Here is a 23,238-nt window from a genome sequence, read left to right as displayed (position 1 = left end):
CAAGGCGATCCGCCGCGTTAGCTATTTTTTAAATTTAAGGAGCTACACTTGGAAAAGGTGTTAGTCAGTGCGTGTTTGCTTGGAAACAAGGTTCGCTACAATGCAAGTTGCTTACCTGTACCAGAGTCTGATTTAAATTGGCTGCAATCAGGTGTCGAACTTGTGGTTTTTTGTCCCGAGGTCTCGGCAGGTTTACCCATTCCCAGAGCCCCGGCTGAAATAATCGCAGGTCAAGGAGCTGACGTCCTGCAAGGTGCTGCGAGTGTTGTTGGCAACGATGGTATTGATGTCACTGAGCAGTTTATTGCTGGCGCCAAAAATGCGTTGAAGCTATGCCAAGAACAACAAATAAAGTACGCGGTGCTCGCTGAGGGCAGCCCCTCCTGCGGTAGTGCAAAAATCTACGATGGTACATTTAGCGGCACTAAAGTAGATGGTTTGGGAGTAACGGCCGCATTACTAGAACGTGAGGGCATTCGCGTATTCAGTCAATATACCATAGCTAGCCTCAGAGCAGAGCTGGAACAAGATAGCTAACATGGCGTGATATATATGGGTGAAAAAACGAATCAATTAATTGAAGTGTTAACCGAGCTTCGGCAGTTAACATCAGAAGATGACCAAGAGCATTGGGTTAAATTTTTGCTCCTTGCTGAAACCCGATTAAAAAAGTCTGACTTTTCAGGGATAGAGCATTTGTTGGCTGGCTATGGCGGGCTGGGTTCATTTAATGATGTTTGGATCCAATCAAGCAAAGAAAAAGATGAAAGGTTTTGTTTTTTAAGGTCCAAGGCTTGGGACCTGGCAAATTACATTAAGGAAAATCATGAATTTATCACTTAATAAGGTGCTGAAGTTATGTCGGACTTTGCCCTCAAGGTGATGGGGACGCGCTAAAGTGCAGCCCCTTAGCGGCGCGTTAGGCTGAACCCAAACAACGGAGATATAAATTATGCTCGGTGTAAATGAACTTACTGTTTTTTTCGGTTGGTGTACTGTAATAAATCTGGCTTTTTATTTGCTGTCCGCATTTTTTATTTTGGTATTTAAAGATTTCACTATTAATCTTCACAGTAAAATTGCAGATGTCGCGCCTTCCGAATTACCACGTATATACTTTAATTTCATGGGTAATTATAAACTCGGTATATTGCTTTTAAACCTCACACCCTATATCGCACTCAAGTTAATAGCATAGATAAAGCTCAGCATAATAAGGTGTTAAGGTGGAACTGTGAAACAAGCCTCTGATGCCAGGGAGTAATAATGAAAATCCTAGAAGGTGATTTAATTAAGCTCGCCCTGGCTGGTGAATTTGATGTCATCATTCATGGGTGCAATTGTTTTTGCACCATGGGGGCAGGTATTGCAAAAGCAATAAAAGCTGAATTTCCTGAAGCATTCAAGGCCGACCTGGATACTGAAAAAGGTTCAAAACAAAAACTGGGTACTTATTCTCAAGCCAGTGTTGAAAGAAACGGTAACACCATAACTGTCATCAATGCTTACACCCAGTTTAATTGGCATGGACGCGGTGTAAAAGCAGACTACCAAGCAATCCAAAGTGTCTTTTCGCGGCTTAAAAAAGAGTTCAGTGGCTCTCGCTTTGGCTACCCTCTAATTGGCGCTGGGTTGGCGGGTGGTGACTGGAATGTCATTTCGCAAATTATTGAAACCGAGCTTGCCGGTGAAAACCACACCCTGGTGAAATTCGCACCCTAATGAACTTTGACGTGCAGTTTTTAGCGCGCCACCATGCACCTTAATATAGTCCAGTTAAAGTGAATCGTGTACCGTGGAAGGTATCAAGCTTGCAAGGTAAGCTACCTTGTAAGGAATTACTAATAACCTATTAGGCATCTGAAATGTTGATTCAAAGAGTTCTATTATTTGTGGTTACCATTGGGATTACATTATCCGCAGGTGTAGCTGGTATATACGGTGGTGAAGCTGTTGCAGTTAAGTTATTTGGCCCAGAAATATTGGTTGGCCCATACACAGCTTTATCACCAAAGTTGTGGGTGCTAATTCTGTTTTTTGGATTGGGTGCACTTGTCTCTGGCTTTGGTGTTATTACCTTGTTGGTTATGCCTCTTAAGTTCATGTTCCCTAACCATAGAAAGCCTTTCTCATGGATGAAAAAGCCTTCAAAAAGGGAAATACTCGTTCTAAAGTGGTACGCTGAAGGGCTTAAAAAGTATACGGATGATTTGGAAAGAAATGCCTAGCAAGGTTGTCAAGTTTTCTCCAGCCCTTCGGGTCTGCGCGGTACAGCCAAGCCGTTGGCTTGTATGCCCTTCCAACGGCGTTGATATCAGTTTTTAGCTATACCCATTCACTAAAAAACGCAGACTATCAGGCTCCTCCCGTTTAGATTTGCGCTGCGAAGCCTTGCTTGGGTCGCTCGTCGCCCAACGCGACAAGATCTATCGGCAAACGCCCCGCCCGCAGCCAAAGGCTCTCTAAGTAAAGCCATTTACTGAGGTAAATCCAGCTCCACCACCTTATCGATAACAAAGCGGCGCGTAGCTTCGCCATCGACCAGCTTGTACTGCACCTGACGCATTTTCTTCGTTTGTCCGGCATTGGTGTCGTTTTCGCCATAAACAGGGAAACGCTGCACCAGAGAGGTTTCTACGATGGCGAACTCATCATGGCCCATGTAGCCGACGCTGATCTTAGGCTGCTCGGAAACGGGTTGAAAATAAATCTGGCTTATGGACTTTTTGTTATTCACCGAATAGCCGATCACCTCACCATAACTGCCGCTGCCATCGGATTGGGTATAAACCAAGAGCTCGGGAGAGCCATCGGAGTTTAAGTCTTCAATCTCGGCCCCCACAACACGACCATTAATCCCATGGCTGACCGCCTCATTACTGATGGATAAGCCAAAGGGCGCTATGGTTAGCCGGTTTTCACCTTCGCCCTTAAAGGAGGTGACATTAAAGCCAATGCCTTGTAACACCAGAGTTTTATTGAATATGCTTTGGTCCAGCTGGCTGTTGTCCAAAGGCTCACTCAGTTTGCTGTAGCCGCCCTTAATTGAGGCGCCGCCGGAGCAGAAGAAATTAAGCATGCCTTCGGCTTCTGGCTGTTCTGTGCCTATCTCAATGCCTTGCGCGGTGAAGTCAAAGAGTATGGCGGTGCCCTGGGTTTCGGCCTTATAGCGGGTGTCGCTTAATCGCTGTGCCGTGCCCGTGTAGGTACAGGTCGGGCGCTTTCTATCGATACGAGAGCGTATTGATACATCTATTTGCTCGGGGCCGCTTTGGCTCACCTGTACCGCCATCCAGTCATAACCTTGGTCGCGTTTGTGGTATTCGGCGCTGACATAATTACCTGCAGGGCTGAAAGTTGCTGTTTGTGTAGTTGTTGGCGCGGTCGAAGTCGCGTTTTCCTGTGCCTGTGGATCGGTCTTATCTTGTTTGGTTGCTAGCGGTTCGTCCTGACAGGCTGCCAGGGCAATGCTTAAGGCGACAATAAGGGTCTTTTTCATCATAAGTTAAATCTTGCGGCTTGTTTCTAAACTAGGTATCTCGCCAATCTAACATAAAACATCGACTGTACCCAGTGAGCTTAGACGAGTTTACCTAGGGCTCAATTGAGTTCGATTACTTACGATGCAATTCTTGTTACTCCTCTTGGCACTGTTTATGGCGCGACTGTGATTACCGCAAAAAGTGAGTATTTCCGGTGCGGCACTAAATCAATCATAAAATACGATTGAAGTAATCTAAACAATCAATTTTATTTGTCAACCCCTCATCGTTATCTTAGTAATCAAGCCAGCGGGGCAAGGTACTTCCCGCACTAATTCACTTAAATCATTGAGATAAATGAGAGGATAAAATGAGCAACTCTTTAATCAACACTAAAATCAAACCATTCACAGCCACTGCCTTCCACAACGGCGATTTCACTCAGGTGAGCGAGCAGGATTTACTGGGCAAATGGTCAATCGTGTTCTTCTACCCGGCGGACTTTACCTTTGTATGTCCTACCGAGCTGGGCGATTTGGCTGACCACTATGCCAAGCTGCAGGAAATGGGCGTAGAGGTGTACTCGGTATCAACCGACACCCACTTCACGCACAAGGCATGGCACGACGCATCAGACACCATTAAGAAAATCCAATTCCCTATGATTGGTGACCCAACAGGTCAAATTACCCGCAACTTCGGGGTAATGATTGAAGAAGAAGGTCTGGCACTGCGCGGTACCTTCGTGATTAACCCTGAGGGTGAAATCAAGGTCGTTGAAACGCATGACCTGGGCATTGGCCGCAGCGCGTCAGAGCTACTGCGTAAGGTTCAAGCCGCTCAGTACATCGCCACTCACGATGGTGAAGTATGCCCGGCATCATGGCAGCCAGGTGAAGAGACGCTTGCGCCTTCACTGGACTTAATCGGCAAAATCTAATTCGGCCGGGTTAAATAAGTCAGACTGTGGCGGTGGAGACACCGCCTTTTTCTTCTAAATTGTTGAGGCAAACCATGTTAGACACTGCAATTAAAAATCAATTATCAAGCCATTTTAGTACGTTGACGGGTGACATAGAGCTGGTTCTTGCCCTCGACGACACGAACAAAAGTAACGAATTACAGGCGCTGGCCAATGATCTTGCATCGCTAAGCGAGCGCATTCGCATCAGTACAAATAATGATGACCAGGCCCGCCGCCCATCGATGACGGTTAAGGGTGAGCAGGGCTCCGCCATTGCCTTTGCCGGGGTGCCCATGGGCCATGAATTTACCTCTTTGGTACTGGCCATACTGCACAGTGGCGGGATTGCCACCAAGGCCGATGCGGCTCAGGTTGAGCAAATTAAAGCTCTGGATAAGGAACTGAATTTTGAGATTTATATCTCCTTAAGCTGTCAGACCTGTCCGGGCGTGGTGCAGGCCCTTAATACCATGGCGGCACTGAACACACAGATCACCACTACCATGGTCGATGGCGCCTTATTCCAGGACGAAGTAGAGGCCCGCAATATTATGGCGGTGCCCACGGTATACCTAAACGGAGAAGTCTTCAGCCAGGGCGCCATCAGCCTAAACGATATCCTCACCAAGGTGGACGCAGGCGCCAGTGCCCGTCAGGCCGAGCTGTTAAATGAAAAAGATCCCTATGACGTACTGGTTGTTGGTGGCGGTCCGGCTGGCGCATCCGCGGCCATTTATGCGGCTCGTAAAGGGTTGCGCACCGGCGTGGTGGCGGAGCGCTTTGGCGGCCAGGTTGCCGATACCCTGGCGATTGAGAACTTTATCTCGGTCAGGGCCACCGAAGGCCCGAAGCTGGTGGCCCAGCTTGAGGAGCATGTTAAAGACTATGATGTGGATGTGATTGATATCCAGCGTGCATCGCGACTTTACAGTGACAATGGCAACCACATTGAGCTTGAAAACGGCGCCACCTTATCGGCCAAGGCGGTGATCCTGGCAACCGGTGCCCGCTGGCGTGAAATGAACGTGCCCGGCGAGCGTGAATATCGCGGCCGCGGTGTGGCCTACTGCCCGCACTGTGACGGGCCCTTGTTTAAAGGCAAGCCCGTGGCGGTAATTGGCGGTGGTAACTCGGGCATTGAGGCGGCCATTGATCTGGCCAATATCGTAGAGAAGGTTACCGTACTTGAATTTGCCGATACCCTGCGTGCCGATGAGGTCTTGGTGCGCAAGGCGCAGAGCATGGCTAATATCACCATCATCAAAAGTGCGCAAACCACACAGGTGCTGGGCGATGGCAATAAGGTAACGGCGCTTGCTTATACCAACCGCAACACGGGCGAGCAGCATCAGCTCAGTATTGCCGGGGTATTTGTACAAATCGGTTTGGTACCCAACACCGAATGGTTGAAAGAAAGCGGCGTGGCCTTGTCACAATTCGGTGAAATCGAAGTGGATAATCGCGGCGCCACCAATGTAGAGGGCGTGTATGCGGCGGGCGATGCTACCAACTCCGCCTTTAAGCAAATTATTATTGCCATGGGCTCAGGCGCCACCGCCAGCCTGGGCGCCTTTGACTACCTGATCCGTCATGGCCAGGAGTAATACCAATTCTGTTAAGTATGTGATCAGAGATAGCGCTGGATAAATGATGTGATAACAAGGCGGAATTTTTCTTATGTAGTTATCCTACATAGCCAAAATTTCAACACAGTTAGCACGATATTTAGCCCGCTAGAATGATTAGCTATTTAAGTGAATTGGTATACCAGCTACTGCACTTACACCCTGAAATCTCCAGTGGTGCAGTGTCCTAGCCGCTCAATTGAGCGGCTTTTTTTGTTTTAGTTGAGCGAGCTTAGTGAACGGCTATTTCCTGCTCTTCATGTTGCGCTTCTAACTCGCCAACATGCCAATAAAAAGCGCCTTTTTCCTGAGTCAGGCGTTTTTTGACCCAGGCCCGATAGGCGGCGTCATCCGTGGGAGTCATCTCAAAGGAGTCTGGACCCGTTGCATTAGTTGCGAGCTCTGCAAACGCCTGTGCGTGAGCGCGACTGGCGCCGTCCTTGTCGCGTTTATCCATAAGCGGCAACACCAAGGGCAGGGGGCAATTGATATTCATAAAGGCTTGTAAAACGCCCCATAGCTCGGTGGCGGCGCTGACGTTAATGGCGCACCAGGTGCTCAAGGGCACGCGTCGTCTAGGCGTTTTTTGTGGGTAACGCGGGTAAATTTCCAAGGTGGTGCTTGGCGGCTGGGTTTGATTGCCCGGGCTAAAATTCGCGTAGGCGTTCAGCTCGGAAAAGTGGCAGCGCCACTGCAGTACCTCATTATGGTAGTGCTCGACCATGCCGCTAAGGCGATGAAAAACCAAATAGGGATAAAAGCGCGTGACCCGCATTTTGGTCTTTTTATAGATAAAGGGCAGGGCGGTGGAAAATAGAAAGAGCGCGATATAGGCGGGAGTATTGACGGGCTCTGACAACACCTGGATGAGCATAAAAGGCCAGCCTAAAAATATCATCAAGAAGTTCAGGGCATTTAGCCCCCACAGCAACTTGCCAAGTAAGGAGCGTTGCCAGCTATATAAAGTCAGGGATGTATCGCTCCAGTAATAACGGTACTTGGCAATAAAATGGGCTTTATCCAGCCGTTGTGACGGCTTCATGTCTAGCAAAGATAGGATATGCAGCGGCTGCAAATTGATCAACGTGCTGTAGTCGAGCCTATGCATATTAACGTGCTCCTCGGGAGAGAGCATATCCCCGCCGGCATCCAGATATTCTCGATACCGCCAACGCAGGTAGAGGTGAGAAAGCAGCCAAGGCGCTCCTGCAACGATAGCGACCGTAAACCAATAACCGGCAAATTGCCAGGCATGGCTGTCGGCTATGATGTTTTGCCAAAACAGGCCATGACTAAGAGCCAGGCCGACGCTAACTCCCATGCCAATAAGCAGTACGGGGACCGCAAGCAGGGCAAGTATAAAGAACACCTTGTCCAGGGTGCGATAGGCAGAGGAGGGCCGTGGGAAGTCAAATTCGTCGGCCACAGCTTCTGCCAGGCTGAGGGTGTGTTGCTCTGGCCCCTGCCAGGGAGACGTCCCTCGAGAATAAGTCGATGCGGTGGTGGGTTTAGTTACTGCGTTATTCATATCTGACATCCTGTCGTATTGGCCATTAAGGCTGGAAAATAGGAAGAGAAGGCGCTTAAGGCGCACTGATAAACGCCTGTGCGGCTTTTTGCCCCATGGCATAACCGGCATCGAGTTTAGCTATATCCCGGGTGGTGCGGGAGATGTCAAACTCAGTCGGTGGAGCGATAATATCTATCTCACAGTCGCCCGGCGGCTGCATAATAAAATCCAGGCTGGCATTGTAGTCAGCCCAGCGGTTAGTCATGCTTTTGGCCAGTGCTGGCGTGTTTTTTAACAGGCGTTGGGTGAGCCAGTTGAATTTCGCCGGTTTTTTACGATAGCCCAGAGGCTGAGAGAGGATCACTGTGAGCTTACGCGCGCCCATGGCGTAGGCCTGGCGCACGGGGATGGAGTCGCCTATGCCGCCATCGGTATAGAATTGGCCCTGATATTCGGGGTAATCTCTGTACGCCAATGGCAAGGCGCAGGAGGCCTTTAGCACCTGCTCCAGGTTTTCAGCCGTGCCTTGAATATACTCGGCTTGGGCGTTGTGCACATTGGTGGCAACCACATAAAAAGGGGCACTTTGGCTGGCAAAGGTCGCCAGGTCTAAGCGAATTTCACTGATGGTTTTATGCCACAACCAGTCCAAATCAAACAGGTGGCCACCGCGGATAAAGCGCCCATAGCTGATAAATTCGGGGCGACAGGAGTAGTCGGTGATCACCTTGTAGTTACGCCCCTGCTGGGCGCACAAAAAAGCGGCGATGTTAGTGGCGCCCGCCGACACACCAAAGTACATATCAAAGGGTTGATAATTGGCCGCCAGCCAAGCATCGAGTACGCCGGTGGCAAAGATGCCGCGCATTGCGCCGCCTTCTACGACCAGGGCATGCTTAAGAGAAGAAGTTGCCATGTTTAAAAACCAACACTTTGTTTATTGGGGAGTTTATCTTTAAATTCAGCCTACCACCTAACGGTCAGGGGAGCCAGAAAATGGGACCAGCGCCGGCGCTTTACTTTGTTAGGGCCGGGGAGCTGTTGCGCGCCTCTCATGTCACCATGGCTGATTTTACAGCATACGCAGCGGTGAAGTGTGGAAAACGGGTGTAATGTTGTCGCAAAACAATTACAATTGCTACTATATATCATTTCTCCTCTTTAGTGACCTTGCGCCCATGACCGACATCACCACCCATCAGGCTTCACGTAAACGCTTGCTTATCGCTTTGAGCATCACGTGTAGTTTTATGGTTATTCAGCTGGTGGCGGCGTATTTTGCTAATTCCCTGGCGGTGTTCGCCGATGCCGGACACCTGTTCGTGCACAACAGCACCTTGTTTATCGCTATTCTGGCTTCGTCCATCGCCATTCATCTGGCGCGCAACTTTAACGATGGCTTTAACAAGGCAGAGCTGGTTGGCGGGCTTATCAACGGCAGTTTATATCTGGCCATCAGTTTGACCATTTTAACCTTGGGTACGGATCGCTTTGTTGATTTGCACCACGGCCATGAGCGCGGAGATGTGAATCCGCAAATTATGGCGCTGGTGTCCATGCTGGGTTTTGTGTTTCATGGCACTGCGGCCTGGGTGCTCTATAAAGGCCGCAAAGAAAGCATTAACGTGTATGCGGTGTTTTTACATACCTTTTTCGATTTGCTCTCCACGGTCACTACCTTGGTGGCGAGCGTGATTATTGTATTGACTGGCTGGCAGCAGGTGGATGTGCTCTTTAGCATGTTGATAGCGGTATTTGTGCTGGTGACTGGCTTGCGCCTGATTTACCAATGTTTGCAGCGTTTGCGTGGCGCTGCCCCTGCCTTGCCCAAAGCGGCTCGGGTGGAAAAGGCGCTGGCTCAGCTTGACCATGTCGCCAGCGTTCACAATGTTACCGTGTCCATGGTGGATAATGCCCCTGCTGTGGGTGCGCACATTGTGTTGAAACATCACTGTACCTTGGCCGCCCATGATGCCAAATGTCGCGCCGCTGCGGAGCAGATGCTGCAGAGCAAGTTCAGCATAGCCCATAGCGTGTTGCAGATTGAAGCCAGTGCCATTGACGGTAATCATCAGCCCTGTGGGGTCAGCGGGGCGAGTTAGACGCCTGGCGCCGACAATGGGAGATCAATGCCCTTTGTCGGTATAGAATCCCGACTACAGCCATGGCGGCAAATCCCGACCTAAAGGCTGTTCATCTTTTTCAGGGTTTTTTCCAGGTAATACTTGGCTGCCAAGGTGGTCGCATCGCACGGCTTGGCGAAGAAGAAGCCCTGTAAGTGATGACAGCCCAGCTTATTTAAGAAGAAGATCTGCTCCCGCGTTTCCACCCCTTCGGCAATACAATACAGACCCAGGCTGCCGGCGAGATTATGTATGGTGCGAATAATGGCCTCGTTAGTGGGGTTAATACCAATTTGGCGCACAAAGCTTTGGTCTATCTTGATCACATCAATAGGGAACTGATTGAGATAGGTCAGCGATGAGTAGCCGGTGCCGAAGTCATCTAAGAAGAGTTTTAAGCCGGCGGCGCGTAATTTATTAAGCTGAGCCGCGGCCTTGGCCTTATCGTCCAATAGCGTGCTTTCGGTGATCTCCAGGCGCAATTGCCCCGGGCTGACATCATGCATGGCGAGAATATCCACCAATCGCTCGGTGAGGTTGGATTTCAAAATATGTATGGGTGAGAGGTTCACCGACAGATAGAAATCGTCATAGGTGCTAAACCATTGTTTCAGCTCGCGCAGGGCGCGGTGCAGGGCCTGCTCGGTAATGGCATCGATCAGGCCGATTTCCTCGGCCACAGGAATAAACTCGGTGGGCGATATAAACTGGCCTTCACTTTGCCACCGCAGCAACAACTCCACGCCAACAATACGCTTTTGATGAATATGCACTATGGGCTGATAATGGTTTGTCAGCAGTTCGTCGCGATAGGCATCCTGCAGGGCATTTTCCAACATCAGTTTATGGGTGATGCGATTGTTCATCTGCTCGGTGAAGAACTTATAGCCGTTGCGGCCGGCATTTTTGGCGTAGATCATCGCCATATCGGCGTTACGGATCAGGTCTTCGGCGTTATCGGCATCAAAAGGCGACAGGGCGATACCTATACTGACGGAAATATTGATGGTGATATTGCCGATTTTAATCGGCTTTTCCAAGGTTTTCGCCAGGAGCTCGGATAGCTCACTGAGCACCTGCGGCGATTGCACCTGCTCAATCAGGAGTAGGAATTCGTCGCCGCTTTGGCGCGCCAGTAGCGAGTTATCATCCAGTTGCTCACTGATGCGCTCACAGATGCAACAAAGTACCTGATCGCCCACCGCATGACCGAAGGAATCGTTCACCGGCTTAAATTTATCCAGGTCGATAAACAGCAGGGCCAACAGGGATGAGTTTTCTTTGGCGTAGTCTATGGCCTGGGCGATTTTGCCGCGCATCATGGTGCGATTCGGCAAGCCGGTAAGGGGATCATAATTGGCCAGGTAGCGCAACTCGTCTTCGGCGCGCTTTTGCTCGGTCAAGTCGGTGATCACCACCACATAGTAGCTGATCTCGTCGCTCTCTTCTTGCTTGTCGCGACACACGGCGGTCACGCTTATCTGTACCGGGTGACGAATATCGTGCTTGGTGCGGATTTTCTCTTCGATACGCCAGTTATCGCCTGCTGCCAATTGGCCGATCAGCTCCATATAGCGTTGGAACTTTTGTTTGCCAAGGGCACGAACAAAAGGCTGTATGCTGAGTCCCGGGCTGTCGGGGTCGGAAAATGCCCGTAAAAAACTGTCATTGGCAGAAAACGGTTGCAGGTGCTCGTCTAAAATTAACAACCAATCGCTGATCTGTCCTATGGCTTCACCGAGCACAGTGGCTTGTTGCGCCGACGCTTTGGCATCTGTGATATTGGTGTAGATCCCCGATACTTCCTTGGGTTGGCCATTGGCATCGTATTCGGTAATGCGTCCCACCTCGTGATACCAGTGCCAGGTGCCTTGTTTATGGCATAAGCGGTAGGTGAAATCCCAGGTGGCCTGCTCGCCCTGGTTTAAAAAGCGCTTCCAGTTCAGGCGATAACGGTCGACATCCTGAGGATGGATCAAGTCCATATATTGCTCAAAAGAGCACTGATTATAAGTACTTCTATAACCTAACTCCGCTGCTAAGCGACGCTGCATAAAGCGTCGTTGCTTAACCCGGTAGTGCCAGATGCCGCTGTTGGAGCTTTGCAGTGCCAAGTCCGTTTGTTGCTGTGAAGCCAGCAACTTGCCATGGGCATGGTGCAGGCGGCGTTGCTGGCGTCTTAGCCAGAGCATCCAACTGCCAAGGAGCAGAACGCTGATAACGATATAGAGGGTGAGCGCCAGCGGTGAGCGCCAGGGGGCATAAGCCACTTCAATGCCCATATGCAGGGTGCGGGACCATTTACCCGACACAGGGTCGAAGGCGCTAATACTGAGCTGATGCGCGCCGGGATTCAGGGTGGCGAACTGTAAATTGTTACTGGCGTAGTTGGGGTACTTAAATTCGCTGGCGCCGCTGAGACTGATTTTATAGCGCACCTGATCGCGATGAATATAATCGAAGCTGGAAAAAGAAATGGTCAGGCCAAGATCGTCATGTTGTAACTTTAACGGGCTGTTGGCATATTTGCTCGGCGTATAGCCCAGAGGCCGCGAGAGCAGGTTAATGTCGGTAATTTGCGGCGCCGGGGCAATATAATGATTATTGCTGTTAATAAAGTCGGCGGGGTCGACAATAAGCAGGCCTTTAACCGTGCCAAAGGCGAGCTCGCCGCTGGCCAGCTTGGCTGCGGAGTAGCCGTTGAATTCTGCCGCTGAGAGGCCGTCTTTGACGCTAAAGTGGCGCAGGTGACCGCTGTTGATGTTATAGCGATATAAGCCATTATTAGAGCCAAACCACAGGAAACCGAAGTTATCCAGCACCGGGGTAAACACGCTCAGACTTTGCAGGCCTTGCGCCGGACCTATGCGGTCACGCTCTTCCAGGGTTTCCAAGTCTAGGGCGACCACGCCCTCACCGTCTACGCTGAGCCACAAACTGTTATTCTGATCCAAGGTCCAGGAATCGACTAAATTGTTTGACTGGGCGCTTGGGTGTTGTGGCTGGTAAATGGGCTGCAGGCTGTCGTTGTCGACGTCATAACGATATAAACCACCGCCATAACTCAGCAGCGGATCATCTTTATGGGTAGGCAGTGGCGCCAGAAAATGCGAGGCGTGCTCGGGCTGCAGCGTTTGTTCGATTGACGGCAGTGCCTCTATGGTATTGCTGCTCGGGTCGAAACGATAGAATCCCGACTCGGCAATAAAATAGGCGGTGCCGTTGGCAAGTTGATACAGTCCCCAGTGAACGTTATTGGCATCAAACTCTAACGGATGAGCGGCATTTACCAGGGGATAACTCAGGCGGTCGGTATTCATATCAAGCAGGGCTATGCCCTGGATGGCCTCGACCCACAGGCTGTTGTCAATATGAGTGGCCGACAGTAATTGATAGACTGTTTGTTGGCCCTGGGCCATTTTTTTATCATCGACACTTAAAAAGGTACTGCTTGGCCCATCCTTAGGGATTTTATTTAGGCCATTACCGCTGCCAACCCACAAGGTGCCATTGTCTTGCTCGTAAATGGCCCAGGCGGCATGACCGTGCTGGTATTGGCCGGTGGGCAGAGCCTTTTGCTTAAAGCGCATGGCCAAAGGCGACCAGGAAAACACTCCCTGGGCTTGCGAGCCGAGCCAGAGCATGCCGCTTTTATCGCGAAACATAGTCATTATGGTGTTGTCGTTGACCGCATAGCGAGAGTCGCTAAAACGAATTAAATTGAGCGTCTGCCGAGTTTGCCGATCAAATTGCAGCAGACCGTCTCCGGTGGCGACGAAATCCACTGCGCCGTAGCGCTGCATCGACCAAATATTATGATGCTCGATCAGGGTTTCTATAACTGGCTTCTCAGTGTCGAGATTGTGCCGGTACAGGCCTTCTACCGTGCCGACTAAGAGGCCAAATTCGTTATCCCACTGCAAGAATTTGATATTTCGCTGATCGTTGCTTACTTGCTCTTTGGGTAAATGAGTCAATGCCGAGCTGGTACCATTGTGATAACGAAACAGGCCGTCAGAGGTGCCAATATACAAGGCGTTATCATGAGGCAGCAGGGCGCGTATCATATGGGTGCGGTTGTCCAGAGTAAACACCAGCTCCAGGGTCCGCCGATTCAGACTGTATTTGTAGACCTGATGGTTAATACCCAACCAGACAATATCCTGGTTACTATTATCCTGGCTGATAGCCCACACAGTGGCGTATTTTGCATCGACTTCGGACAGCGGATTATTGATCAATTGTTGTGAGTTTAGGGTGGCCGGGTTGACTAAAAACAGTCCATTGAGCTGAGCGGAGACGAGGAAGTTGCCGTTTTTCAAGGGCGCAATTGTTAAAATAGCATCGCTGGCCAGAGCGGGATCGCCACTTTTAAAGAGGTTCAGTTGATAGCCGTCGTAGCGGTTCAGGCCGCGGTCGGTGGCAAACCAAAGGTAGCCAAACTCGTCTTGAGCTATGGCATTGACCGTGCCTTGGCTTAACCCTTCTTCGGTTGAAAGACGTTGTAACTGATAGCCATAGTTGACCGGGGTGGCGAAAACGACATTGGCGCTGCAAAGGAAGACTAAAAAGCTAAGTAATGCGTTGAGCAACAAACTGATATAGCGACGCAATTCTTGACTCCAATAAGGCGCTGAAACCCACCTAGTAGGCGGCATCCCCAAAACTGAACTAGGCCATCAACAGGGAATTAACATAATAATTTGTAAATCTAGCATAGAAGTGTCCGTGGTCACCATATCTTTATAATTTCGCTTCTAAAAAACCCGAATCTATGGTTAACATTGAAGCAACTTATTAGCTCAAGGAAGACCACATGCCCCAGCTCTCGCCCAACCCAGATTCTGCACCCGCACTTATTGTTATCGACATGCAGCTTCGCTTAGCCCCAGCGATGGCCGACTATCAGCAGGTGTGCGCCCGTGTCGACTTGCTGAGCCAGGTGGCCACTAAACTTGAATTGGCGCATATAATTACCGAGCAAAACCCACAGGGTTTGGGGGCTACTGATCCTTGTCTGGTTACTCCCAGCGCCAAGGTGGTGGCCAAGGACACCTTTAGTGCGGTGCAAAGTGAAGCCTTTATTGCCGCCCTCGAGCCCTTGGGAGAATCCCACCTGTATTTATGCGGCATGGAAAGTCATGTATGCGTGTACCATAGCGCCAATGAACTGCTCGCCAGAGGCTATCAGGTAACAGTGTTGGCCGATGCTGTGTGTTCGCGCGACCCGGAAAATAAGGCGCTGGCCTTGGCGCAACTGCGCCACAACGGGGCGCAAATTTGTTCTTCGGAAACCGTCATCTTTGCCTGGATGAATAGCTGTCGCCACCCGCAGTTTCGCGACATATTGGCCTTGATAAAATAAAACGTCAGCCCTCTCTGGTGGAATGACATTTTTGATCAAATGTTAAGCAAAACAGCTGGATGACAATCAATCAATATTTTTATTGATAACTATTTTCGTTTAGATTAAAATTGGCGGCATAATCTAACTGAGAGTGGTTTTTATTCGTGTATATCTGTCTTTGTCATGGTGTGTCCGATAAGAAAATTGAACAAGCAATCGATCAAGGTGCTCGTTCTATGCGTGATCTTAGCTCCGAGCTTAAGGTCGGCTCTCAGTGCGGCAAATGTTGTAACTGTGCCAAAAAGATCCTTAATCAAAAGCTTATCGATATCGTCGATGTCACCGACGAAGTGGCCTAATCACCAGCAAATTTAGCTAATTTCTGTTATATCTCCCTGTTTTTGTTATATTGAGTAGCATGATGATGGCGAACGGCCAGGGCTCATGCACGCAAAAACTTATCTCCGAATCCTGCTGATCTCGCTATGCACATGGTATTTGATTGGCTGTAGCTCGGTGTCAGACTTCGAATCTATGCCCGAACGTCCAGCCAGTTATGCATTACCCAGTGAGGATGCTGACTTGCTAAATACGTTTTTTGAACAACAACCCAATGCCGACTTATCTGGCTTTTATCCCTTGATCGATGGCCTGGATGCCTTCGCAGCCCGTATCGCCTTAGCCGAAGTCGCACAAACCTCCATCGATGTTCAATATTATTTGTATCACCGCCAGGAAACCGGCAAGGTGCTCAGTGCCTACCTGTTAAAGGCGGCGGAGCGCGGCGTCAGGGTGCGTATCCTGCTCGACGATATGTCACAGGCCGAATCGGAACGCGACTTGGCCGCCTTGGCACGCCACGACAATATAGAAGTTCGTCTGTTTAATCCCCTTAATCACCGTAAGCTGCGTTTTCTTAGTTTTATTACCGATTATTCACGGGTGTCGCGACGTATGCACAACAAGAGCTTTATCGTCGACAGCCAGGTGTTTATTACCGGTGGTCGCAATATCGGCAATGCTTACTTCTCGGGAGAAGATAATTCCCAGTTTGTTGATTTGGATGTGCTCAGCATTGGCCCGGTGGTCGAAAAGGCTACCCAGGCGTTTGATTTGTATTGGAACCACCCCTTAGCTGAGGATATCGACAAGCTATTTACCGAGGTCGACGACAGCCACTTGGATACCCTCAAGGGCAAGCTGGCTTATTTTGTCAGCCGTGAGTACAGCGACAGCAGCCCCTATGTACAGCGGGTAAAAGAGTCGGATCTGGTGCAGTCGTTGCGCCGCGGTAAGTTGAACCTCGATTGGGCACTGGGCTATTTATATGTCGATGATCCCAACAAACTGCTAACCGACAGTAGCAATACCAGCACCCATATGGCTCCTAAAATGATCCGTGCCTTGGGCGTACCCAAACAGCAAGCGATTATTATCTCCCCGTATTTTGTACCGCGAGAGCCGGGCATGGCCCTATTGCGGCGCTGGGCCGAGCAGGGGGTGAAGATCACCATTCTAACCAACTCCCTGTCCGCCACCGATGTGCCCGTGGTGCATGCCGGGTATGCCGGTTATCGCAAGGAGTTATTGGCCATGGGCGTCAACCTCTGGGAGCTGAAACGTAACTTCGAGGTAACCCCGAAGAAAATTAAGATAAAAAGCTTTACCGGCTCTTCCGCCGCCAGCTTACACGCCAAAACCATGGCCTTTGACCACGAGCAGGTTTTTATTGGCTCTTTGAATTTGGATCCCCGTTCTTTCAATCTTAATACCGAGCAGGGGTTGGTGATCACATCGCCTCGGTTTAATCGCTTACTGCGTCGTTGGGTGGAAAACGATATGCCGAAATTTGCCTGGCGATTAAGCTTGGATGAAGAAGGTGAGTTGCAATGGCAGGGAGTAGACAGCGATAAGATTTACCATCATGAGCCGGATACCAGCCGTTGGCAGCGCTTTAGCGTGTGGCTGATGTCCTTATTGCCCATTGAGGGCGTGCTCTAGCAAAGCTTTTGCTATGGCTAGTAAATATGGACACAAAAAAGCCGCTGTAACAGCGGCTTTTTTAGGTGAATTACATCTGCGATTGCAGGTAGTTTTCTATTCCGGTGACCTTGATCAGGTGCTGCTGAGTTTCCAGCCAATCAATCTGCTCTTCCTGCTCATGCTGTATGGCATCAAGAGCTTCACGGCTGATATAGTCAAGGCGCTCTTCCGCCAGTTTAATTGCTGCTTGCAGGTCTTTTAACGACTCTGTTTCAAAGTGCATATTGGCGGCAATCATCTCCTCGGCATCTTCACCGATACGCAGGCGGCCCAAGTCTTGTAAATTAGGCAGGCCTTCTAAAAATAAAATACGCTCAATCAATCTGTCGGCGTTTTTCATTTTTTGAATCGAAACCTTGTAATCAGCCTTATCTAGCTTGCTAAAGCCGAAGTCTTTAAACATGCGGGCGTGTAAAAAGTATTGATTGATGCCAACCAGCTCATTGGCCAATACCTTATTTAGCGCGCGTATTACGTCCATATCACCTTTCATTATGATACCTCGGCATCGCCCATTTGCGATTGTTGATAGTTTTGCAGACCAATTTTATCGATAAGACCCAGTTGTTGTTCAAGCCAGTAAACATGGTCTTCTTCGGTGTCGAACAAGAGTTTTTCCAGTACTTCACGAGACTGATAATCCTGCTCTTCTTCGCAAATTTTGATGGTTTCTTTGACGCATTGCACTACTTCAAGCTCAAGCTTGAGATCATTGGCCATCATGTCTTTAACATTGGTACCTACGAGCAGATCGCGACGCTTGGTCATATCGGGCACGCCTTCTAAGAACAGAATGCGTTTGATCAGCCAGTCGGCGTGTTGGGTTTCTTCTTCACGCTCATGCTCAAGACGTTCATAAAGTTTATTCAAACCCCAGTCTTCATACATGCGTGAATGGATGAAATATTGATCGATTGCGGCGAGCTCATTTGCCAGCAGTTTATTGAAGCTATCGATAACTCTTTGTTTACCTTGCATTTGCCACGGCCTCGTTGTGCATTGATGGAACAAGTGTAGTCTATCTTGCCAATAAATCAAATATTTTCATTATAAATCAGGTGGTTACAATTGTAACTTATTCGCATTCCAATTTATATTTGCCGTTAGGGTTTATGCATAAACGCCGCCATAATTTCGCTATGAAAGCCCACCTTGTTGCTCAGTTTGTTGACCAACAAAGTGGGGTCTAATCGGGCTTAGAACTGATACTTCACACCGGCGGTTATGCTGGTGCCTAAGCCTTTAATGTTATAGCCACCATAGGTATAGGCCTGGGCGCGGGCAGGGTAGTAGTCGTGATTAAAGAGGTTTTCAACGCCAAAGTACCCATTGAGCTGCTCGGTAAACTGATGCTGACCACTGAGATTGACGACCAGGTAATCGTTCACCGGGCCCTGATCGCCCACATAGTTGCCATCGGCATTGGGTTCAAAACGCTTGCGGTTGCCCACATACAGCAAGGTCAGGCTTAAACCTGTCTCGCGACTTGGTTGCCACTGCAGGTTCGCGGTGGTTTTTGGTGGGCTGATCTGTTTGGCGCCAAGGTAAATATCGTCCTCGGTGTTCTTACCCTCCACATAGGCGTAGGTCAACGTGGTGCGCCAGGCCGGGCTAAAGCGGTAGTCCGCCAGTAGCTCATAGCCCCAAATCTTTTGTGGTGCACGTACCGGCATATAGACACCGGTGGTTTCGTCGAAGCTGTTGGTGGTACCTAACTCCGAAGTACTGCGATACAAGGAGCCTTCTAGGCGCAGCCCATCAAGCACCGAGGTGAAACCAAGCTCATAGTTATCTATCACTGATGCCTCGGTGCGAATAAGCGCGATATCGTCAACCGTGGCAGTGCGCAGTAAAAGGCCAATATCCGAGATATCGGCGCCTTGTGAATAGCTGATAAAGGGGCTAAAGGCTTCATAGGCATTGTACTTAACGCCGACATTGTAGGTGGTGGCGGTGTAATTCAGGGTATCTCCTTTGACATCGATGGGCACCGAGCACTGAGTTTCGCTGCGACACAGCTCTAACGTGCGATAATCGTCCACCTCCAGGTCGATATCTTCATGACGCACACCGGCTTTAATCACATAATGGTCATCAATAACCCATTTGCTTTGGATAAAGCCGGCAAGGTTACTCATGTCCATTTCCGGCACCCAAACCCGGCCATCGACCAAGGGCTGTGAGGTAACGTCATGAAGTAAGTCAACTCCATAAATAAAGGTGGCTTCGGTACCTTGCAGGTCGAACTGGCTGTTAAAGGTGGCCCGCAACCCTTCTTTTTCCGAGGCGATAATTGACTGACCGCCATCATATCCGGCGCTTGGATTGGCTAGATTGGGTGAATAGAAGAAGACATTTTCAATGTCTTGGGCGTATAAGTCGACGGTCAGTGCGGTATAAGCAAACACCTCGCTATCCGTATATTTGAGCATTATATTGGTATTGCCGCTTGGTCCTTGCGGGCGACCTTGTTTTTGTTGCACTGCGGGTACGTGAATGGCGTAGGACTTATCGCCTTGATTGATATTGCCAAAGACATCGCCAAGATCGGTTTTTTGTTGGGATTTGTAATAGTTATAGGTTAACGACAGGGACTTTTCGGCGTCGAGATCATAGCCTAATTTGGTGAAGTAGTTTGCGGTTTCTACATCGCTCAGTCCGTATTGCAGACCAAGAATGTCGCCCTCGGCGTCACGCTTTACGCCATTTTCCTCATAGCTCAGGGTGGCCAGATATGAGAACTTATCCATGCGGCCATTGATTGAGCCTTCCACTCGTGCACCCAGCGTTTCGTCGCTTTTAACGGCACTAAAACGGGTAGAGGCATCAACCGTGGCGGAAAAGTCATTGCTGTTGCTTGGTTTTTTGGTGATGTAGTTAATCACTCCACCGGCGGCGCCATTACCATAGACCGAAGTCGCGCCTTTGATCACCTCAATACGCTCCAGCACGCTTGGGTCCAGGCTGCGAATTCCCAAAGAGCCATTACGCAGTGGTGTTGATTGCGGCACGCCATCAATCATGATTAACGGCGCACGGCCGCGCAGGGTCTGTCCGGTATTACTTGAACTATTGGTGCTTGGCGCCATGCCCGGCACCAGTACTTCGAGCAGGTTTTGTAACTCGGGACTGACCTTGAGCTGGGCCTGTATCTGTTCACGGGTGATCACAGTCACCGACGCGGGCACTTCGTCAATATTCTCCACCACACGGCTGCCAGTGACTATGATATGTTCTAGGTCTTGAGTTGTTTGCTCGGCATACAGGGGAGCGCTAAGGGCTATGGTCAAAAGAGAAAGTGAAAAACGCACGGAGATTACCTTTATTATTAAATGATTTCGCAAATGATAATGAAAATAAATCTCAATAACAATATTCGGGTTGCTTTTGTTGTTAACAGGTGCGTTGTTTCAATAGAAACTATTAGTGCTCAGGAGTCATCCTGATCGGGAGCTGTGTAAGTGCGGCTGCAAGTGCGGCTGCAAGTGCGCACGATGGCAGTGATTATGTTAGGGCGTGGGGTGATATGTGTAGGTAAGCCGATAAAGGAAGTCCCCGGGGGCTGACCCGGGAACTCGTCACTGTGTTATAACAGCTCTTTCGGCTTTTCGATAAAGTAGCCTTGGGCACCATCGAGACAAAGTTGTTCGATAATCTGTTTTTCTTCCAGGCTTTCTACGCCCTCGGCAAAGACACGCACGCCAATACGGTGCGCCAGGTCGACCATAAGACGCATAAAGTACTGGTTGTTCTTGTCGTCTTCCAGGCCGCGGGTATAGCTGGCGTCCATCTTGATATAGTCGGGTTTGATCTCGCGGAAAAACTTAAACGAGGTCAGGCCAACACCGAATCTCTCTACCGTCAGGCGGGAACCACAACGATGCAGCATGCTGATAAAACGCTTACTGGCGGTGATATCCTGCTGTAAACCTAATTCCGATATTTCAAACACCAGGCGCTGGGCGAAATCGCCTTCTTTAATAAGGCGGCGCTCTAACCAGATCATAAACTTATCGTCATGAGCACTGGCAGCAGAGACGTTAATACCAAAATATTGGGCGGTGAGGTTTTGATTCTTTATAGCATTCAATGCGTGGTCGATAATCATCTGGTCAAGCTCGACCGACTTACCCAGTTGATCGGCCATGGCCATAAAGGAGGAGGTCGGTAGGATATGATCTTCCTCATCGCGAAAACGAGCCTGAATTTCAGAGTAGGCCACGCTGCTTTTACCAAGAGGGATAATGGGTTGAATGGCCAGTTTAACAGACTGTTTTTCAAGCAGCTCATTAATCATCTTACGCCAGTTTTGTGTCCCTTGGATAGCGCTGTCACTGATATCTTCCAAGCGTAACATGTGCCAGGCGTTGGCGTGATTGCTTTGCGCTATGCTCATAGCGATATCGACATTGGCGAGCAACTCACCCAGTGGCTTATGTTGTTCAAAAGACACTATGCCGGTATAGGCGACCGATGCCAAATTATACACTTTTTGATACTGATTGAATTTGAGCTGTATTTGCGTTGCAAAGCGCTCCGCTTCTTTGGGAGGCGTGTTAGGTAACACCACGGCAAAGTCCGAGCTATTAAGGCGGAACACAGTGGCGGAACCGTAATTTCGAATACCGGTCGTTAAAATGTCGGCAATACTGCGAATATACTCATCCCCTTCCTGGTAGCCCTTGCTCTGATTAATGTGCTGCAATTCGGTACCGCGCACCAAGGCAATACAGCCAAAACAATCACCGCTGACATGTTCAATATGACGCTCGTAATACTCCACAAACATATTGCGGTTACCCAGCTCGGTGATCACATCCTTATAGGCTTCTTTTTTTATTTCCAGCGCCGAGCTGGCAATATTCTCTATTTGCAGGCCTAGATGGGACTGTAAACGATTAAGGGCGGGGGAGATTTGATTCGCAAGTTTGAGTTTTAAGCTATCATCGGCAAAAGCACGGTTGATCGGCTCTGGCATATTATTGCTGGTAATGAACTGGTCGATAATGTCACTGACGATATCGGCGATACGACGGCGATAACCACGATATGCGGTTTTCAGGCTGGCTATGGGAATAAAGCAGAGAAAGGTGATCAGCAGGGCGAAATAGATCAAGCCTTGCTCAAAGGCGTGGGCCATGTCCTTGATATCGGCGACAAACTCTACCCGTAACTCGGCGTTCTGATCTGTGGCAAATTGACTGCGCAGGGTGCCAAACTGGAACTGGGCCATTTGCGCAATAAAGCTCTCTTCGGTGCGCTGAGTTTTGCTGCTGAGCACTTCGCCATTGCTATCGCGTAGCCACAGTTTTTGCACCGGCATCAAGGCGACAAGCTGCTCAGCCATAAGCGGAGCCTGTTCTTTGACCTGCTCGGCATTCATGCTCGGCTGGAGATCTAAAAAGCGTTGTAGTTGTGCCTGCATCGCTTCCTGCTTATGCATGCCATAGGAATGAAAGATCATTGTGTTGACTATTACAGCGGCGCCTAGAGCCAGCAGCCATAACGTAAACTGCAGTAGTGTGAATCGTTTCACGGTAGTTTATCCTTTCCCTTATTTTTATTTAGTTGAAGCATGTGGTCCAAGTGTCTTTATACCAGTCACTTAAATAGCTAATCATTCTAGCGGGTTAAATATCATGCTCACAGGGTTGTAATTTTTCTAGGTAGAATAACTACATAAGAAAAATTCCGTCTTGTTATCACATCATTTATCCAGCGCTACCTCTGAACACATACTTAACAGAGTTGGTATTACACCAGTGCTACAACAAGGCGATCGCCAACAGCTTGGTGCTGCGATCGTTTTGTGCACTTACATCCATGTTTATTTACCAGGCACCACAATAAGTTAGCTTTGTATTTTTGCGGCCATATTATTATGCAGCAGCATGAGAATGGCAATGTACAGAGACATGATTGTAGTAGTGCAGGGCGTTTATTTATATTTACTAGTGTATTGAATAATAAAAATAATTATGGATAGAGATTAGTCTATGGGGAAAATCTTGTCTAGATAATGGTGTTTTTAAAATAGGAACATGAGGGTATTTTTAGGAGTTATTTTGGCTCCCCCTCCCCGACTCGAACGGGGGACCTGCGGATTAACAGTCCGTCGCTCTAACCAACTGAGCTAAGGGGGAA

General features: G+C 49.3%; 19 protein-coding genes and 1 tRNA gene. 11 read left to right on the top strand and 9 right to left on the bottom strand.

Annotation, left to right across the window (positions count from 1 at the left end; genetic code table 11):
- Window positions 1-48 precede the first annotated feature (48 nt).
- The 5 genes from C2M35_RS00110 to C2M35_RS00090 all read left to right on the top strand — a co-directional run bounded on the left by C2M35_RS00110 (window position 49) and on the right by C2M35_RS00090 (window position 2,228).
- Window positions 49-537 carry a DUF523 domain-containing protein gene (locus C2M35_RS00110; protein WP_105264335.1) on the top strand — a complete coding sequence of 163 codons (489 nt, stop codon included), beginning with the start codon at window positions 49-51 and terminating at the stop codon, window positions 535-537.
- A gap of 15 nt (window positions 538-552) precedes the next feature.
- Window positions 553-843, top strand: a complete 291-nt coding sequence (locus C2M35_RS00105) for a DUF6966 domain-containing protein (protein WP_105189144.1) — start codon at window positions 553-555, stop codon at window positions 841-843.
- A gap of 109 nt (window positions 844-952) precedes the next feature.
- Complete coding sequence (locus C2M35_RS15890; RefSeq protein ID WP_105264334.1) at window positions 953-1,198, top strand: DUF6868 family protein; 246 nt, start codon at window positions 953-955, stop codon at window positions 1,196-1,198.
- 68 nt (window positions 1,199-1,266) lie between these two features.
- Window positions 1,267-1,722, top strand: a complete 456-nt coding sequence (locus C2M35_RS00095) for a macro domain-containing protein (protein ID WP_105264333.1) — start codon at window positions 1,267-1,269, stop codon at window positions 1,720-1,722.
- 143 nt (window positions 1,723-1,865) lie between these two features.
- Window positions 1,866-2,228 carry a hypothetical protein gene (locus C2M35_RS00090; RefSeq protein ID WP_105214357.1) on the top strand — a complete coding sequence of 121 codons (363 nt, stop codon included), beginning with the start codon at window positions 1,866-1,868 and terminating at the stop codon, window positions 2,226-2,228.
- A gap of 248 nt (window positions 2,229-2,476) precedes the next feature.
- Here C2M35_RS00090 and C2M35_RS00085 read toward each other — a convergent pair whose 3' ends face one another.
- Window positions 2,477-3,502 carry a PliI family lysozyme inhibitor of I-type lysozyme gene (locus C2M35_RS00085; protein ID WP_105264332.1) on the bottom strand — a complete coding sequence of 342 codons (1,026 nt, stop codon included), beginning with the start codon at window positions 3,500-3,502 and terminating at the stop codon, window positions 2,477-2,479.
- Window positions 3,503-3,852: 350 nt separating this feature from the next.
- Between C2M35_RS00085 and ahpC the strand changes: the two genes are divergently transcribed.
- Together ahpC and ahpF are read left to right on the top strand one after the other, a co-directional pair.
- Entirely contained in the window at window positions 3,853-4,422 is a 570-nt protein-coding gene (ahpC, locus tag C2M35_RS00080; protein WP_105201571.1) for an alkyl hydroperoxide reductase subunit C, read from the top strand.
- Window positions 4,423-4,496: 74 nt separating this feature from the next.
- Window positions 4,497-6,050, top strand: a complete 1,554-nt coding sequence (gene ahpF, locus C2M35_RS00075; RefSeq protein ID WP_105264331.1) for an alkyl hydroperoxide reductase subunit F — start codon at window positions 4,497-4,499, stop codon at window positions 6,048-6,050.
- Window positions 6,051-6,303: 253 nt separating this feature from the next.
- Here ahpF and C2M35_RS00070 read toward each other — a convergent pair whose 3' ends face one another.
- Together C2M35_RS00070 and C2M35_RS00065 are read right to left on the bottom strand one after the other, a co-directional pair.
- Window positions 6,304-7,599 (bottom strand): hypothetical protein, encoded by a 1,296-nt coding sequence (locus tag C2M35_RS00070; protein ID WP_158677870.1) that lies wholly within the window; start codon window positions 7,597-7,599, stop codon window positions 6,304-6,306.
- Between the two features lie 55 nt (window positions 7,600-7,654).
- Window positions 7,655-8,497: a patatin-like phospholipase family protein gene (locus C2M35_RS00065; protein ID WP_105264329.1), complete on the bottom strand. Its 843-nt coding sequence runs from the start codon at window positions 8,495-8,497 to the stop codon at window positions 7,655-7,657.
- 262 nt (window positions 8,498-8,759) lie between these two features.
- Between C2M35_RS00065 and C2M35_RS00055 the strand changes: the two genes are divergently transcribed.
- The gene (locus C2M35_RS00055; RefSeq protein ID WP_105201691.1) at window positions 8,760-9,683 is read left to right on the top strand and encodes a cation diffusion facilitator family transporter; all 924 of its coding nucleotides are present in this window, start codon (window positions 8,760-8,762) and stop codon (window positions 9,681-9,683) included.
- 80 nt (window positions 9,684-9,763) lie between these two features.
- On the opposite strand, the gene C2M35_RS00050 is transcribed toward C2M35_RS00055, so the two are convergent.
- Window positions 9,764-14,317, bottom strand: a complete 4,554-nt coding sequence (locus tag C2M35_RS00050) for an EAL domain-containing protein (protein ID WP_158677869.1) — start codon at window positions 14,315-14,317, stop codon at window positions 9,764-9,766.
- A 203-nt stretch (window positions 14,318-14,520) separates the two neighbouring features.
- Here C2M35_RS00050 and C2M35_RS00045 point away from each other — a divergent pair, with 203 nt between their 5' ends.
- The 3 genes from C2M35_RS00045 (at window position 14,521) to C2M35_RS00035 (ending at window position 17,052) form a co-directional block, all read left to right on the top strand.
- Window positions 14,521-15,069, top strand: coding sequence for an isochorismatase family protein (locus C2M35_RS00045; protein WP_105264326.1), 549 nt, complete (start codon window positions 14,521-14,523; stop codon window positions 15,067-15,069).
- A 146-nt stretch (window positions 15,070-15,215) separates the two neighbouring features.
- Window positions 15,216-15,410 (top strand): (2Fe-2S)-binding protein, encoded by a 195-nt coding sequence (locus tag C2M35_RS00040; RefSeq protein ID WP_105189134.1) that lies wholly within the window; start codon window positions 15,216-15,218, stop codon window positions 15,408-15,410.
- A 157-nt stretch (window positions 15,411-15,567) separates the two neighbouring features.
- Window positions 15,568-17,052, top strand: coding sequence for a phospholipase D family protein (locus tag C2M35_RS00035; RefSeq protein ID WP_158677868.1), 1,485 nt, complete (start codon window positions 15,568-15,570; stop codon window positions 17,050-17,052).
- Between the two features lie 70 nt (window positions 17,053-17,122).
- On the opposite strand, the gene bfr (C2M35_RS00030) is transcribed toward C2M35_RS00035, so the two are convergent.
- From bfr (C2M35_RS00030) to C2M35_RS00010, 5 genes are all read right to left on the bottom strand, one after another.
- Entirely contained in the window at window positions 17,123-17,587 is a 465-nt protein-coding gene (gene bfr, locus C2M35_RS00030) for a bacterioferritin (protein WP_105201563.1), read from the bottom strand.
- Window positions 17,587-18,072, bottom strand: a complete 486-nt coding sequence (bfr, locus tag C2M35_RS00025; RefSeq protein ID WP_105201562.1) for a bacterioferritin — start codon at window positions 18,070-18,072, stop codon at window positions 17,587-17,589. Before bfr (C2M35_RS00025) ends, bfr (C2M35_RS00030) begins: the two co-directional genes overlap by 1 nt.
- 218 nt (window positions 18,073-18,290) lie before the next feature.
- Window positions 18,291-20,405: a TonB-dependent receptor gene (locus C2M35_RS00020; RefSeq protein WP_105264324.1), complete on the bottom strand. Its 2,115-nt coding sequence runs from the start codon at window positions 20,403-20,405 to the stop codon at window positions 18,291-18,293.
- A 275-nt stretch (window positions 20,406-20,680) separates the two neighbouring features.
- On the bottom strand, window positions 20,681-22,630 hold the full coding sequence (locus C2M35_RS00015; RefSeq protein ID WP_233998013.1) for an EAL domain-containing protein: 1,950 nt from the start codon (window positions 22,628-22,630) through the stop codon (window positions 20,681-20,683).
- A 530-nt stretch (window positions 22,631-23,160) separates the two neighbouring features.
- Window positions 23,161-23,237, bottom strand: a tRNA-Asn gene (locus C2M35_RS00010).
- Window position 23,238: the final 1 nt, after the last annotated feature.

This window comes from Pseudoalteromonas sp. T1lg76, assembly GCF_002964725.1.
In the GTDB taxonomy this organism is placed as follows: domain Bacteria; phylum Pseudomonadota; class Gammaproteobacteria; order Enterobacterales; family Alteromonadaceae; genus Pseudoalteromonas.
Note: the sequence above shows the minus strand (reverse complement) of the source record. Positions and strands in the feature narration are given on the sequence as shown.

Coding starts and splice junctions, on each gene's coding strand:
- C2M35_RS00105 (WP_105189144.1), top strand. CDS start 553: ATGGGTGAAAAAACGAATCAATTAATTGAAGTGTTAACCGAGCTTCGG.
- C2M35_RS15890 (WP_105264334.1), top strand. CDS start 953: ATGCTCGGTGTAAATGAACTTACTGTTTTTTTCGGTTGGTGTACTGTA.
- C2M35_RS00095 (WP_105264333.1), top strand. CDS start 1,267: ATGAAAATCCTAGAAGGTGATTTAATTAAGCTCGCCCTGGCTGGTGAA.
- C2M35_RS00090 (WP_105214357.1), top strand. CDS start 1,866: ATGTTGATTCAAAGAGTTCTATTATTTGTGGTTACCATTGGGATTACA.
- C2M35_RS00085 (WP_105264332.1), bottom strand. CDS start 3,502: ATGATGAAAAAGACCCTTATTGTCGCCTTAAGCATTGCCCTGGCAGCC.
- ahpC (WP_105201571.1), top strand. CDS start 3,853: ATGAGCAACTCTTTAATCAACACTAAAATCAAACCATTCACAGCCACT.
- ahpF (WP_105264331.1), top strand. CDS start 4,497: ATGTTAGACACTGCAATTAAAAATCAATTATCAAGCCATTTTAGTACG.
- C2M35_RS00070 (WP_158677870.1), bottom strand. CDS start 7,599: ATGAATAACGCAGTAACTAAACCCACCACCGCATCGACTTATTCTCGA.
- C2M35_RS00065 (WP_105264329.1), bottom strand. CDS start 8,497: ATGGCAACTTCTTCTCTTAAGCATGCCCTGGTCGTAGAAGGCGGCGCA.
- C2M35_RS00055 (WP_105201691.1), top strand. CDS start 8,760: ATGACCGACATCACCACCCATCAGGCTTCACGTAAACGCTTGCTTATC.
- C2M35_RS00045 (WP_105264326.1), top strand. CDS start 14,521: ATGCCCCAGCTCTCGCCCAACCCAGATTCTGCACCCGCACTTATTGTT.
- bfr (WP_105201563.1), bottom strand. CDS start 17,587: ATGAAAGGTGATATGGACGTAATACGCGCGCTAAATAAGGTATTGGCC.
- bfr (WP_105201562.1), bottom strand. CDS start 18,072: ATGCAAGGTAAACAAAGAGTTATCGATAGCTTCAATAAACTGCTGGCA.